Annotated in this window: 12 protein-coding genes; 8 read left to right on the top strand and 4 right to left on the bottom strand. The window is 64.9% G+C overall.

Features of this window, described 5'->3' with window-relative positions:
• Positions 1–5: 5 nt before the first annotated feature.
• The gene (locus BLU39_RS10975; protein ID WP_232731042.1) at positions 6–1172 is read right to left on the bottom strand and encodes a dienelactone hydrolase family protein; all 1167 of its coding nucleotides are present in this window, start codon (positions 1170–1172) and stop codon (positions 6–8) included.
• Positions 1173–1360: 188 nt separating this feature from the next.
• Here BLU39_RS10975 and BLU39_RS10970 point away from each other — a divergent pair, with 188 nt between their 5' ends.
• Complete coding sequence (locus tag BLU39_RS10970; RefSeq protein WP_092712841.1) at positions 1361–1732, top strand: flagellar basal body protein; 372 nt, start codon at positions 1361–1363, stop codon at positions 1730–1732.
• A gap of 14 nt (positions 1733–1746) precedes the next feature.
• On the opposite strand, the gene BLU39_RS10965 is transcribed toward BLU39_RS10970, so the two are convergent.
• A complete protein-coding gene (locus BLU39_RS10965) occupies positions 1747–2343 on the bottom strand; it encodes a TetR/AcrR family transcriptional regulator (protein WP_092712839.1) in 597 nt (198 codons plus the stop codon).
• 140 nt (positions 2344–2483) lie between these two features.
• Between BLU39_RS10965 and BLU39_RS10960 the strand changes: the two genes are divergently transcribed.
• Genes BLU39_RS10960 through BLU39_RS10950 form a run of 3 tightly spaced genes read left to right on the top strand, consistent with a single transcriptional unit; the run spans position 2484 to position 5356 of the window.
• A complete protein-coding gene (locus tag BLU39_RS10960; RefSeq protein ID WP_092712837.1) occupies positions 2484–3545 on the top strand; it encodes a sugar phosphate isomerase/epimerase family protein in 1062 nt (353 codons plus the stop codon).
• A 12-nt stretch (positions 3546–3557) separates the two neighbouring features.
• Entirely contained in the window at positions 3558–4430 is an 873-nt protein-coding gene (locus BLU39_RS10955; protein ID WP_092712835.1) for an alpha/beta fold hydrolase, read from the top strand.
• Entirely contained in the window at positions 4427–5356 is a 930-nt protein-coding gene (locus BLU39_RS10950; RefSeq protein WP_232731041.1) for an alpha/beta hydrolase, read from the top strand. Before BLU39_RS10955 ends, BLU39_RS10950 begins: the two co-directional genes overlap by 4 nt.
• A gap of 57 nt (positions 5357–5413) precedes the next feature.
• Here the strand turns inward: BLU39_RS10950 and BLU39_RS10945 are convergent, their stop codons facing one another.
• Both BLU39_RS10945 and BLU39_RS10940 read right to left on the bottom strand, forming a co-directional pair.
• Entirely contained in the window at positions 5414–5950 is a 537-nt protein-coding gene (locus BLU39_RS10945; protein ID WP_232731040.1) for a molybdopterin-dependent oxidoreductase, read from the bottom strand.
• Between the two features lie 30 nt (positions 5951–5980).
• Positions 5981–7975 (bottom strand): TonB-dependent receptor plug domain-containing protein, encoded by a 1995-nt coding sequence (locus tag BLU39_RS10940; RefSeq protein WP_198511123.1) that lies wholly within the window; start codon positions 7973–7975, stop codon positions 5981–5983.
• A gap of 269 nt (positions 7976–8244) precedes the next feature.
• Between BLU39_RS10940 and BLU39_RS10935 the strand changes: the two genes are divergently transcribed.
• Genes BLU39_RS10935 through BLU39_RS10920 form a run of 4 tightly spaced genes read left to right on the top strand, consistent with a single transcriptional unit; the run spans position 8245 to position 13052 of the window.
• Entirely contained in the window at positions 8245–9069 is an 825-nt protein-coding gene (locus BLU39_RS10935; RefSeq protein ID WP_092712829.1) for an IclR family transcriptional regulator, read from the top strand.
• 51 nt (positions 9070–9120) lie between these two features.
• The gene (locus BLU39_RS10930; RefSeq protein ID WP_034782861.1) at positions 9121–10275 is read left to right on the top strand and encodes an acyl-CoA dehydrogenase family protein; all 1155 of its coding nucleotides are present in this window, start codon (positions 9121–9123) and stop codon (positions 10273–10275) included.
• An 11-nt stretch (positions 10276–10286) separates the two neighbouring features.
• Positions 10287–11825 carry a class I adenylate-forming enzyme family protein gene (locus BLU39_RS10925; protein WP_092712827.1) on the top strand — a complete coding sequence of 513 codons (1539 nt, stop codon included), beginning with the start codon at positions 10287–10289 and terminating at the stop codon, positions 11823–11825.
• 60 nt (positions 11826–11885) lie between these two features.
• Positions 11886–13052: an ABC transporter substrate-binding protein gene (locus BLU39_RS10920; protein ID WP_092712825.1), complete on the top strand. Its 1167-nt coding sequence runs from the start codon at positions 11886–11888 to the stop codon at positions 13050–13052.
• The last annotated feature ends 5 nt before the right edge of the window (positions 13053–13057 follow it).

Raw genomic sequence — 13057 nt, 5'->3', positions numbered from 1 at the left:
GGGGCCTATTGCGCGCCGCCGGCGGCGCTCGCGCTGGCGCCGGCGACGGGCCAGACGACGCTTTCGTCGACCGAATACAGCTGGCACGGCAGGCTGCTGCGCCGCTGGCACGAAGCGAGCGCGCGCACGTCCGGGCTTTCGCCCTCCTCGGCCCAGCCCCAGGCGCCGCTGGCCGACAGGGCAAAGGCGCGCGGCGCGGTTTTTTCCAGGAAGTCGCGGTAGGCGGCACGGCCCTGTTCTTCCAGGTAGGGCACGGCGGCGATATCGTCCTGCGGCGCGAAATGTGTGGCGGGCGGCGATGGCGCATCGGCCACGCGGTAGACCTGGCGTACCGGCATGCCGATCTTCTGCAGGAAGCGTTCGGTGGCCGGCAGCCACACGGCGACCCCGTCGCGGCTGCCCAGGGTCAGGTGGGCGTCGCGCTTGAACGGGCCATAGGCGACCAGTTCCGCCTGCCCGCCGGAGCCCGTGAACGAGCGAAACAAACGCTGCGCCAGGGCCGGACCGAAATAGGAATCGTTGGCGCCATACAGCCACAGGCTGGGAATGTGGTTGTAGGCGCCCATGGTGGCAAAACTCTTGGCCAGCGCCCCTTGCCAGTCGCAGCCGGGCATGTCGACGCGCAGCCCGCCGGAAAAATTGAGCACGCCGCGCACGCCGGGCACCACCCGGGTGGCCAGCGCCAGCGCCGCCATGCCGCCATACGACTGCCCCGCGACGACGATGCGCTGCGGGTCGATCCAGCTCTGGCGGCGCGCATACGCGAGCGCGGCGAGCATGTCGCGCGCCTGGCCCTGGGCGTTGCCCAGCATGTCGCAGCCGAAATCGCGGTAGGCGCCCGTGGAGCGGGCAAAGCCGGCGCGCATGGGCAGCATCACCGCATAGCCGCGGCGCACGAATTCGGTGGCCATATAGATAAAGCGCTCGCGCTGCTGCAGCCGGGCGGGGCCGGCCTGCTTGCCGTGATTCATCAGCAACAGGGGAAACGGACCGGGGCCGGCGGGACGGAACACCGTCGTTTCCAGCGTGTCGCGCAAGCCGTCGCCGGCCGGCACCATGATGACTTGCTCGTTCAGGCGCGCATCGAGCGGCAACGGCGAGTGAGCAAGCTGGGCTTTCAGGGGCAGGCAAGGCAGACTGAGCAGCAAACCCAGGAAAATGCGGCGAAACAAGTGAAAAATGGCGGACTCCGTGGATGACTTCCCTGCCAGTCTAGACAGTGAAATGCCACAGAACAATATAAAAAAATTACGTGACGCACATATTTTTTACGGCAACCACTTACGAAAAAAATGTTGCCTTGCACCAACCACTTTTCCCGCTGACAGGAGTAAACTGGACGCCTACTGAAGGAGTCGCCATGTCCCTATCCGCCCTCACCACCGGTACCTCGGGGCTGACCGCCAACCAGCGCGCGCTGGATGTGGCCGCCAACAATATCGCCAATGCGACTACGCCGGGCTTCCAGCCCCAGCAAGCCCAGTTCCAGGAAAGCAGCCCGGCCGGCACGGGCGTCACCCTCTCCGTCGAAGGGCGCAAGCTGGCCGCCAGCGAAAGCGTCAGCGGCGCCAATGCAAATGCGGCCAAGGCAGCCGAAAGCCGGCCAAACGGCGTGGGCCTCGCATCCGAACTGACCGATAACCTCGTCTACAAGGCCGGTTTCAACCTGTCGGCGAACGTCGTCAAGGCAGCCGACCAGGCCCTGGGCAGTCTGATCGACGTGAAGAGCTGAAGCCCTGCGGCTATCTACACCATAGCCAGCGCCAGCGGCGCCATGGCCGGCCGGATCAGCGCCAGCAGCCGTTCGGCCGGAATGCCGTCGCGCGCCTGCACCGACAAGCCATGCAGCAAGGCCGCGTAGTAGTCGCCCAGCGCCTGCACGTCCGCCTCCCCTTTTAACTCTCCCGCCAACTGCGCCGCGCGCAGGCGCTCGATGAGGGCTTGCGTGCGCGCGCGGCGGTGCTGCGCCAGCCAGTCGGCGATGCCCGCGTTTTCCGCGCTCGTGTTGGTGGCGGCCGTCACCACCATGCAGCCTTGCGGCTGGCCGCTGCGCGTGTACAGCAGCACGGCCTCTTCCAGCATGCGCGCCACGGCGTCGCGCACGTTCAGGCTGGCGGCCAGCGCGTGCACGGCAAACGCGCCCTCGCCCTCTTCATACAATTCCACGGCTTCGCGGAACAGCTGCTCCTTCGAGCCGAAGGCCGCGTAGATGCGCGCCGAGGCGATGCCCAGCGCCGCCACCAGGTCGGCCATCGACACGCCCTCGTAGCCGCGCGTCCAGAACGCATCGCGCGCTTTTGCCAGCGCCAGCGCGCGGTCGAATTCCCTCGGTCTTCCTGCCATTTTGATCCTCTGCTTGCGAACTGGCGGCCAGTATAACGCCTGGCGCCGACCGTACGTTCGCCAATTATTTTGCATGGCCGCCTTGACCGCGCAAAAGATTTCGCCTATTCTTTGTCGATCGACAAACAATAGGAGCCGATATGAGAACCATTCAAGGACCGAGCCTGCACCTGGCCCAATTCGCCGCCGACACGGCACCCTTCAACACCTTGCCCGCCATCGCCGGGTGGGCGGCCGGCATGGGCTTCAAGGCCCTGCAGATTCCCGCCTGGGATGCGCGCCTGTTCGACGTGGCGCAAGCCGCGCGCAGCCAGCAATACTGCGACGACCTGGTCGCCATGCTGGCGGGCCATGGCCTCGTCATCAGCGAACTGACGACGCACATCCTCGGCCAGCTGGTGGCCGTGCACCCGGCCTACGACGCGCTGTGCGACAGCTTCGCGCCGGCACACCTGCACGGCCAGCCGGAAGCGCGCACGGCGTGGGCCATCGAGCAGGTCAAGCTGGCGGCCATGGCCTCGAAACGCCTGGGCCTGACCGACATGGGCACCTTTTCCGGCTCGTTCGCCTGGCCCTATCTGTTCCCTTTCCCGCAGCGCCCGCCCGGCCTGATCGAAACGGCCTTCGATGAACTGGCGCGCCGCTGGCTGCCCATCCTCGACGTGTGCGAAGAACAGGGCATCAACCTGTGCTACGAAATCCACCCCAGCGAAGACCTGCATGACGGCATCAGCTTCGAGATGTTCTACGAGCGCGTGGGACGCCACCCGCGCTGCAAGATGCTGTTCGACCCCAGCCACTTCGTGCTGCAGCAGCTGAACTACCTGGAATTCATCGATATCTACAAGGACCATATCCGCATGTTCCATGTGAAGGATGCGGAGTTCAATCCGACGGGTCGGCAAGGCATCTACGGCGGCTACCAGTCGTGGGAAAACCGCGCCGGGCGTTTCCGTTCGCTCGGCGATGGCCAGGTCGACTTCAAGGCGATCTTCTCCAAGATGGCGCAAAACGACTACGCGGGCTGGGCGACGCTGGAATGGGAATGCTGCCTGAAGGACCAGGAAACGGGTGCGCGCGAAGGCGTGGACTTCATCAATGCCCACATCATTCCCGTCACCGACAAGATCTTCGACGACTTCGCCGGCGCCCCCGTCAGCGCGCAACAGATTCATCAATTGCTGGGCATCCGGCACAACTAATCAGGAAACACCATGAACGAATTTACACATGATTACGTCCGCATCGATGGCCAGCGCCTCCATTGCGTCATCGCGGGTACCGGCAACGGCAAACCCGTGCTGCTGATCCCCGGCTGGCCGCAAACCTGGTATGCGTGGCGGCACGTGATGGCGGCGCTGGCCGCCAGCGGCTACCAGGCCATCGCCATCGACCCGCCCGGCAGCGGTCATTCGGACCGTCCGGCCGGCGGCTACGACACGGGCGCCGTGGCGACCACCTTGCACCGCGCCATGCTGGCCCTGGGCCATGCGCAGTACGACGTCGTCGGCCACGACATCGGCATGTGGGTCGGCTATGCGCTGGCCAGCGATTTCCCGCAGGCCGTGACGAAACTGGCGCTGACGGAAGCCGTCATTCCCGGCCTGGCGCCCGCGCCGCCGATTTTTGTCGCGCCGTCCGACAACATCTTCCTGTGGCACTTCATGTTCAACCAGGTGCTGGACTTGCCGGAAATGCTCACGGCCGGCAAGGAGCGCGAGTACATCCGCTTCATCTTCGACCGCTGGTCGTACCGCCGCGACAAGGTGGCCGTCGACGTGTATGCGGACGCGTACGCCACGCCGGGCGCCCTGCGCGCCGGTTTCGCCTACTACCGCGCCATCCCCGAAACCATCCGGCAAAACCTGGAGCGGGCCAAGCGTAGCCTGGCCATGCCCGTGCTGGCCATCGGCGCCGACCACGCGACCAACGACGCGCCCCTGCTGACCATGCAGGGCAAGGCGGACAATCTGCAAGGCGCCATCGTTGCCGAATGCGGCCACTTCATCATGGAAGAACAGCCGGAAGCGTTCATCGCCCACCTGCTGCCCTTCCTGGCCGGAGAAAAGTCAGGAAACAACGCGTGAGCCTCGATCCGCTGATCGCCGCCTGGCTGGTAGAAACAAGGGATGCGCCGCCGCCCGCCTCGCTGGCAGACCTGCGCGCGGCCACGGAAACGGGCTTGCGCCAGCTGCATGGGCCACTGGAAGACGTCGCGGCCATCAAGGATTACGTGCTGCCCGGCGAACATGCGCTGGCCGTGCGCGCCTATGTGCCGGCCGGCGCGGACACGGCCACGAAGCTGCCGGCCATCGTCTTTGCGCATGGCGGTGGATGGTGTCTGTGCTCGCTGGACCTGTACGACAACCCGTGCCGCGCGCTGGCCAACGCCTCCGGCTGCGTAATCTTTTCCGTCGACTACCGGCTGGCGCCCGAGCACAAGTTTCCCGTGCCGCTAGCCGATTTTTACCGGGCACTGTGCTGGGTCGCCGAGCATGCGGCGGCGCTGGGCATCGATCCGCGGCGGCTGGCCGTGGGCGGCGACAGCGCGGGCGGCAACCTGGCCGCGGCGGCGGCCCTGATGGCGCGCGACCAGGCCGGGCCCGCGCTGGCGCACCAACTGCTGCTGTATCCAGCGCTCGATTTCGCCTTCGACACCGCGTCCTACCAACGCCATGCGGAAGGCTTTTCGCTGACGCGCGAGGCGATGCGCTTTTGCTGGTCGGCCTACCTGAACGAACCGGCCAACGGCATGCAGCCTTATGCGGCGCCGCTGCGGGCAACTACGCTCAAGGACTTGCCGCCGGCGACCGTGCTCGTATGCGAGTACGACCCGCTGCATGACGAAGGCGTGGCGTATGCACGGCGGCTGCGCGACGGCGGCGTGGCGGCCGATTGCGTGCAGCTTGACGGCATGATCCATGCGGCTATGCACATGCTGGGCCTGGCCCCAACGGCGCGGGGATTGTTCGACGTGGCGGGCAAAGCAATGAAAAGTGTCATGTTTACGTAAATAGCCCACTAGAAAAATTCTGGGGTCTGACCCGGCGGGTCAGACCCCAGCATGCCTCTATTCCACCAGCTTGCGCACCTCGATGCCGTTCAGCCACTTCACATGGCGCGGCCCCGTGCGGATGTCCTTCGCCGAGATCAGGCCGATCTCGCCATCGTTCTCGTCGAGCGCCTTGCCGTTTTTTTCGTAGTAGACGATCACGCCCTCGCCGGCCGGCGCGTTATACAGCTCGCCCCAGGAAAACACCACGGCATAACCATCGGTGGCCGTGGCGATGATGGCGAGCTTCTTGACGTCGTTATGGCCCGGTGCATCGAGCGCCGCCTTGTCGAGGATGTCGCGCAGGCGCACGCCGCGATAACTGGTGATGCTCTCGGCCTTGTCCCCATTGTGGCGCGTGACGGCGAGCTCGCCGCCATTGGCCGGCGGCAGCTGGCGCAGGTCCGCCACCTTCAGGGTCAATGGCGTTGCCACCTTGCCCGTCACGGCCAGCGCGTGGCTCATATGCTCGCGCGCCGGTGCCGGGTCGGCCCACGCGGGCGCCGCCTCCAGCAACGCGGCCGAAGCCAAACCGGCGAATATTTTCTTCAACATGCTGTGTCCTTTCATGGAACGATCAAAAAATCAGAACTGGTACTGCGCATTGGCCAGCCACGTGCGGCCCGCGCCGGGGAAACCGTCGGCCAGCGCGTAATTGCGGTCAGCCAGGTTGCTCACGCCCGCTTCCAGGGCCAGGGCCGGCAAGGGCCGGTACACGGCCTTCAGGTTCACGGTCGCAAAGCCGCCCAGTTCCACGGTGTTCGAGACCCAGCGCCCGCTGTTCGCTTCCGCGATGGCCACCACGTCGACCTGGCGCGCCGCGTGCAGCACAGCGTGCGCCGTCAGCTTGTGGCGCGGCACGTCCGTCAGGCGGATGGCGCGGTCGCTGACGTTCTGCATATGCGTATAGGTGTAGTTGCCGCCCCAGTCCAGCCAGGCGCCGGCGCTGCCGCGCAAGCCCAGTTCCACGCCGCTGATGTGCGCTCTGCCCGCGTTGCGCATCTGCGAACGCACGCCGGAGACGTTGGCCACGCTCTGGATCTTGTCCTTCACGTCGCTGTAGAACAGCGCCGCTTCCAGGCTGGTGTCCTGCGCGTTTCCTTGATATCCCACTTCATAATTGAGCGCTTCCTCGGCGCGCAGGTCCGGGTTTTCAATATACGTGCCCAGGCGCTGCGAGTAGCGGTCCTTCAGCGTGGGCAGGCGCGACTTGCGCGCCACGGTGGCGTACACGCGCGACCCTGGCGCCGTCTTGTGGAACAGGCCCGCCTGCAGGTCGGTGGCCGATTGATCGCCTGGCAAGGTATAGGCATTGCCGGCGCTGTCAACCGTGTCCGGGCGCAGTGCATTGCGCGAGACGCCCAGCGACAGCTGCGTCGCTCCGCTCAGGGCGATGCTGTCTTCCGCACCCAGGGTCCACAGGCCATCCTTGTACCAGGTGATGCGCACGCCCTTGCCATCGCGTTCCTGGTGCTCGTCGGCCTTGTAGCTGGCCACAAAACGCAGGCTGTGCGCGGCCAGGCGGAACGATTCGAATTCCACCGCGCCGCCGTTCGTGCGGTCGTTATAGATGCTGCGCCCGCCGCTGACGCTGCCCTGGCCACTCGTCTTGATGCTGCCGTAGCTGCCGTTCGTGTACGAGACGATTTCATTGTCGTAGCTGTCGTGGTACAGGCGCAGTTTCAACCGCTCGGCCTCGCCCAGGCGCGTCTGCGAAACGAAATACACGCTTTCCTTGTTCCAGTACGGCCATTGCCAGTAGCGCACGCCGACGGGATTCGTCGATGGCGGCTGGCCCTTTTCGCCATGCTGCTTGTAGTAGCTGAGAGCGTATTCGTCACCCGCCTGCGCGCCACCCGGCGTGTAGCCCATCTTGAACGACAGCTTGTGGTCCTTGCGATAAGAGTTGTTGCGCATGCCGCCGTCTTCCGTGGCCGTGGGGCGGAAATCGGACGACAGGGGAAAGCCATCGCTGTCGATCCAGGACACGCCCGCCTGCAGATACCACAGCCCCTGGTTCGTGCCCACGTTGGCCGACACCTGGCGTTCGCTGCCAGAGCCGAATCCCACGGAGACATCGCCTTCCGTCAAAGCGCTTGGCTTGCGCGACACCAGGTTGATGGCGCCGCCCAGGGTATTGGCGCCGTAGGCCACGGAGCTGTATCCTTTCGCCACCTGGATGGCCGCCAGGTCGCTGGTGGTGAAGCGGTTGAAATCGACATAGCCGTCATACGGCACGTAGACGGGAATACCGTCGACGTACAGCGGCACCTGGCGCGCATCGAAGCCGCGGATGGCGATGGTTTTTTCATTGCGCGCATTCGTCGACAGCGACACGCCGGACAGCAGGTTCAAGGCGTCGCCCACGTTGTCGCGGTTAAAGCGGCGCATCTGGGCGCGGCTCACTTGCGTTCCCACTTGCGGTTCCATTGCGCCAGCCTGCTCGCGCTGGCCGACCACCGTCACCGTGCCCAGCACGAACGGCGCCGCCGCATCCGCGCCGGCGTCTTCCCTGCCGGCGGCCTGCTGCGCCAGCGCCAACAGCACGGCGCCCGCCATTATCTGTTTCACCATCGTCATATTGCTCTCTTCCGTTATATATCGCTTTATATAGCGATATGCAAAAAAACAGCCGCGCCTGCGGCGGCCATCACGCAACAGCGCAATATACAGACGTATATAGCGATGTTCAAGCAGCAAGGCCGAAAACCGCTGCGCAGGTCAATTTTCCAGGTATTTTTCATGCACCGCAGCATTTCGCTGTGCGAACGAATGTTTCACAAAACGGTTGACACGCACAATTTGGCTAGGCAAACTGATTTCCAGGGAGCCTGAAAATGAATGCAAATATGACAAATATTCAGACCGCGGCAGATTCGGAACTGATCGTCTTCGGCGATGACGAGGAAGGCAAGGACCGCCAGTTCGTCAACGCGCTGGCGCGCGGGCTGGAAGTGCTCCGTTGCTTCCGTCCCGGCGAAGTCTATCTGTCGAACGCGGACATGGCCAAGCGCACGGGCATCCCGAAGCCGACGATCTCGCGCCTCACCTACACGCTCACCAAACTCGGCTACCTGAACTACTCGGACAGCCTGGGCAAATACCAGCTGGGCGCCGGCGTACTGGCCCTCGGCTACCGCATGCTGTCGAACCTCGACGTGCGCAAGATGGCGCGCCCGCTGATGGAGGAACTGGCGGAACACGCGCAAGCGTCCGTCTCGCTGGGCACGCGCGACCGCCTCAGCATGGTCTACGTGGAAACGTGCCGCAGCAGCGCCAACGTCACCTTGCGCCTCGACGTCGGTTCGCGCATTCCGCTGATGACGACGGCCATGGGCAAGGCCCTGCTGTGCATTCTGCCGCAGGCCGAACGCGACTACCTGATGGACCACGCCAGGGTGCACGAGACGGAACGCTGGCCGCGCATCAAGGCCGGCATCGAGCAAGGCTTCAAGGATTACCAGGACCGGGGCTTTTGCATCTCGGCCGGCGAATGGCAGAACGACGTGCACGCCGTGGGCGTGCCCATGCTGGGCGCCGACGGCGAACAGGTGATGGCCTTCAATTGCGGCGGCCCCGCCTTCTTGCTGTCGCGCGAAAAGCTGGAATCGGACCTGGGACCGCGCCTGGTGGCCCTCGTCAAGACAGTGGAAAAAAACCTGGGCCGCGGTTAGACTGCGCGCCCCCTCTCAACGACAGCTCAAATCCAAGCGCCGAGGAAACCGATGATACGCGACGAAGAAACCCTGAACATCCTGCTCGACAGCATCGCCCGTTTCGTGCGCGAAGTGCTGGTGCCGAACGAGGCGCTGGTGGCCGAAACGGATACGATACCGCCCGCCATCGTGGCGCAGATGCGCGAACTGGGCCTGTTCGGCCTGTCCATTCCCGAAGCCTACGGCGGCCTGGAACTGAGCATGGAAGAGGAAGTGCGCGTCGCCTTTGAAATCGCCCGCACCTCGCCCGCCTTCCGCTCGCTGATCGGCACGAACAACGGCATCGGCTCGCAAGGCATCGTCATCGACGGCACGGAAGCGCAAAAGCAGTACTATTTGCCCAAGCTGGCGGCCGGCGAGATCATCGGCTCGTTCGCGCTGACGGAAGCGGGGTCAGGGTCGGATGCGGCCTCGCTGCGCACGACGGCCGTGCGCGACGGCGACTTCTATATCCTCAACGGCAGCAAGCGCTATATCACCAACGCGCCGGAAGCGAGCATCTTTACCGTCATGGCCCGCACGGACCCCGTCAAGCGCGGTGCCTCGGCCATTTCCGCCTTCATCGTGGAAAAGGATACGCCGGGCCTTTCCTTGGGCAAGATCGACAAGAAGATGGGCCAGCAAGGCGCGCATACCTGCGACGTGATCTTTGAAAACTGCCGTGTCCCGGCCGCGAACATCATCGGCGGCAAGGAAGGCGTGGGTTTTAAAACAGCCATGAAAGTGCTCGACAAGGGCCGCCTGCACATTGCCGCCGTCTGCGTGGGCGCGGCCGAACGCATGCTGGCCGACGCCCTGGCCTACGCCATGGAGCGCCAGCAGTTCGGCCAGCCCATCGCGGAATTCCAGCTGATCCAGGCCATGCTGGCCGACAGCAAGGCCGAGATCTACGCGGCGCGCAGCATGGTGCTCGACGCGGCGCGCCGGCGCGACAACAAGGAAGACATCTCGACGGAAGCGTCGTGCTGCAAGCTGTTCGCCTCCGAAATGTGCGGCCGCGTGGCCGACCGCTCCGTGCAGATCCACGGCGGCGCCGGCTACATCAGCGAATATGCGGCAGAACGCTTCTACCGCGACGTGCGCCTGTTCCGCATTTACGAAGGCACGACGCAGATCCAGCAGATCGTCATCGCCCGCAACATGATCAAGGCAGCGCAAAAGTGAAGGAGGCCGCGATGGACATCCCTGCCCTGCTGGCCGGCTTGCCGGCGCGCCTGTCGGCCATCCCCGCCCACTGGGCCGCGCGCGCGCCCGATGCGCCGGCGCTGCATGAAGGCGGCCGCAGCTGGACCTACGCGCAGCTGCGGCACAGTGTGGAAAACGCCGCGCAGCTGCTGCGCCAGCTCGATGTGCGCGCCGGCGACCGCCTGATGGTGGTGGGCGAGAACTGTGCGCTGCAGGTGGCGCTGATTTTCGCGGCCGCCAGCATCGATGCGTGGATCGTCAACGTCAATGCGCGCCTGTCGGCACGCGAAATCGACACCATCGCTGCGCACAGTTCCGCGCGACGCGTGCTGTTCCTGGCCGGCGCCTCGCCGGAAGCGGCCGCGCATGCCGCACGTCTGGGCGCGGCCAGCGCCATGGTCGATGGCATGGGCGAGCTGCTGGCGGGCGACTTGAATGCGGCAGCCATCGCGGAAGACACGGTCTCCGGCAACGAACAGGTGGCCGCGCTGATCTACACGACGGGTACGACGGGGCAGTCGAAAGGCGTGATGCTCACGCACCGCAACCTGCTGTTCATCGCCGCCGTCTCCAGCACCCTGCGTGGCCTGACCAGCACCGACCGCGCCTACGGCGTGCTGCCGATTTCGCACGTGTACGGCCTGGCCTCGGTGGCCCTTGGCACCCTGTATGCGGGCGCCGCCTTATATCTGGTGCCGCGCTTTTCCGTCGACGGCCTGCTCTCGGCACTGAAGGACGACGGCTTGACCATCGTGCAGGGCGTGCCCGCCATGTACGCCAAGCTGCTGCAAACCCTGGGCGGCGCCGAGACTCCCCTGCCGACGCGGCTGCGCTTCGCGTATGCGGGCGGCTCGCCGCTGGCGCCATCGCTCAAGCACGAGGTGGAAAAGCTGCTGGGCACCGCGCTGCACAATGGCTACGGCATGACGGAAAGCGCGCCCACCATCAGCCAGACGCGCCTGGAAGCGCCGCGTCTCGACGATTCCGTCGGCACGCCTATCCCCGGCGTGGAAGTGCGCGTGGTGGACGTGGCCGGCATGGATGTGTCGCCGGGCGAGCCGGGCGAACTGTGGATACGCGGGCCGAACATCATGGCCGGCTATTACCGCGAGCCGGCCATGACGGCGGCCACCATGCGTGACGACGGCTGGCTCAATACGGGCGACATGGCGCGCCAGGATGCCGACGGCGCGCTGTTCATCGTGGGCCGCACCAAGGAACTGATCATCCGCTCCGGCTTCAATGTGTATCCGCTGGAAGTGGAAACGGCGCTCAACGCCCACCCGTCCGTGGTGCAGTCGGCCGTGGTGGGACGCACTGTGGCCGATGGCAACGAGGACGTCATCGCCTACGTGGAGCTGGACCCGCAGCATCCCGTGACGGTACAGACACTGCAGGATTACCTGGCGCAGACCCTGTCGCCGTACAAATGCCCGTCCGCCATCATCGTCATGGAAGCGCTGCCGGCCGCCGCCACGGGCAAGATTTTAAAGGGGCAGCTGCGGCAGATGGCGCAGAATACCCTGTGAATTAACCTTGCAGTACCAGACCAGACAATAAAACCAAGCCACATCACCGGAGGAGACACGATGAAACGCACCTACACACGCATCGCCATGGCAGCGCTGGTCGCCAGCGCCTGGATGGCGCACGCCAGCGCCGACGAATTCCTGGTCGGCGCGGAAATCCCGCTGACGGGCAACCTGGCGCGCGTCGGCGCCGGCATGCAGGAAGGGATCATGGTCGCGGCCGAGGTATTCAACAAGACCAACGGCAAGCACACGATCAAGATCGTCACCGTCGACGACGAATCGGCGCCCGCCAAGGCCATCGCCGCCGTGGAGAAGCTGGCCAGCCAGGGCGTGGTGGCCATCACGGGCGGCTATGGCTCGAACAATATCTCGCCCGCCTCGGACACGGCGAACAAACTGGGCCTCGTCTACATCACCTCGGGCGGCGTGGACGACAGCCTGGTGGCCAGCGGACGCAAGAATTTTTTCCGCATCAATAACACGGCCGGCTACGAAAAAGCCATGCTGGGATTGCTGCAGGACGTGGGCGCCAAATCCGTCTCCATCGTGTATTCGACCAAGGACGCCACCACAGGCCTGGCCAAGGACGTGGAAAAGGCCCTGGCCGCCAAGGGCGTGAAGGTGACGACGCACTCGTTCGACCCGGCCATTACGGACTTCAAGCCCATCATCAACAAGATCAAGCTGCAGGATAAATCGGAAGTGGTGGCCATGGTCGGCTACGAAAACGATTACGTGGGCATCATCCGCGCCGCCCGCGTCCTGAAGCCGAAGATCAAGGCCATGGTGGGCGTGTGGTCGCTGGCCACGCCGAAGATGGCGGCCGATTTTCCCGACCTGATGCCGAACGTGTTCGGCACGGCCCTGCTGCCCTTCCCCACGGAATTCAAGACGGCCGACGGCAAGGCCTTCAGCGACGCCTACAAGCAGCTGTACAAGAAGGAGCCCGACTACCTGGGCCAGTTCGGCTACGTGCAATCGATGCTGCTGTTCGAAGCGATCGCGCGCGCGGCCGACAAGGGCACGCTCAAGAAAGGTGGCGTGGCCGACGAGATGCGCAAGACGGACCGCGAAACCCTGATCGGCCGCGTGCAGTTCGCCGCCAACGGCGACAACCAGAATTTCGTGCACCGCATGGCGCAGCACCAAGACAAGAAAGTGGTCATCGTCTGGCCGAAGGAACACGCGACGGGCAAGCTGGCCTATCCTGCCCTGCCCTGGTAAACGGC

The organism is Janthinobacterium sp. OK676, assembly GCF_900103595.1.
GTDB lineage: Bacteria > Pseudomonadota > Gammaproteobacteria > Burkholderiales > Burkholderiaceae_D > Janthinobacterium.
This window is presented reverse-complemented; position numbering and strand designations above follow the sequence as displayed.

Coding starts and splice junctions, on each gene's coding strand:
- BLU39_RS10970 (WP_092712841.1), top strand. CDS start 1,361: ATGTCCCTATCCGCCCTCACCACCGGTACCTCGGGGCTGACCGCCAAC.
- BLU39_RS10955 (WP_092712835.1), top strand. CDS start 3,558: ATGAACGAATTTACACATGATTACGTCCGCATCGATGGCCAGCGCCTC.
- BLU39_RS10940 (WP_198511123.1), bottom strand. CDS start 7,975: ATGACGATGGTGAAACAGATAATGGCGGGCGCCGTGCTGTTGGCGCTG.
- BLU39_RS10930 (WP_034782861.1), top strand. CDS start 9,121: ATGATACGCGACGAAGAAACCCTGAACATCCTGCTCGACAGCATCGCC.
- BLU39_RS10965 (WP_092712839.1), bottom strand. CDS start 2,343: ATGGCAGGAAGACCGAGGGAATTCGACCGCGCGCTGGCGCTGGCAAAA.
- BLU39_RS10925 (WP_092712827.1), top strand. CDS start 10,287: ATGGACATCCCTGCCCTGCTGGCCGGCTTGCCGGCGCGCCTGTCGGCC.
- BLU39_RS10920 (WP_092712825.1), top strand. CDS start 11,886: ATGAAACGCACCTACACACGCATCGCCATGGCAGCGCTGGTCGCCAGC.
- BLU39_RS10960 (WP_092712837.1), top strand. CDS start 2,484: ATGAGAACCATTCAAGGACCGAGCCTGCACCTGGCCCAATTCGCCGCC.
- BLU39_RS10935 (WP_092712829.1), top strand. CDS start 8,245: ATGACAAATATTCAGACCGCGGCAGATTCGGAACTGATCGTCTTCGGC.
- BLU39_RS10945 (WP_232731040.1), bottom strand. CDS start 5,950: ATGTTGAAGAAAATATTCGCCGGTTTGGCTTCGGCCGCGTTGCTGGAG.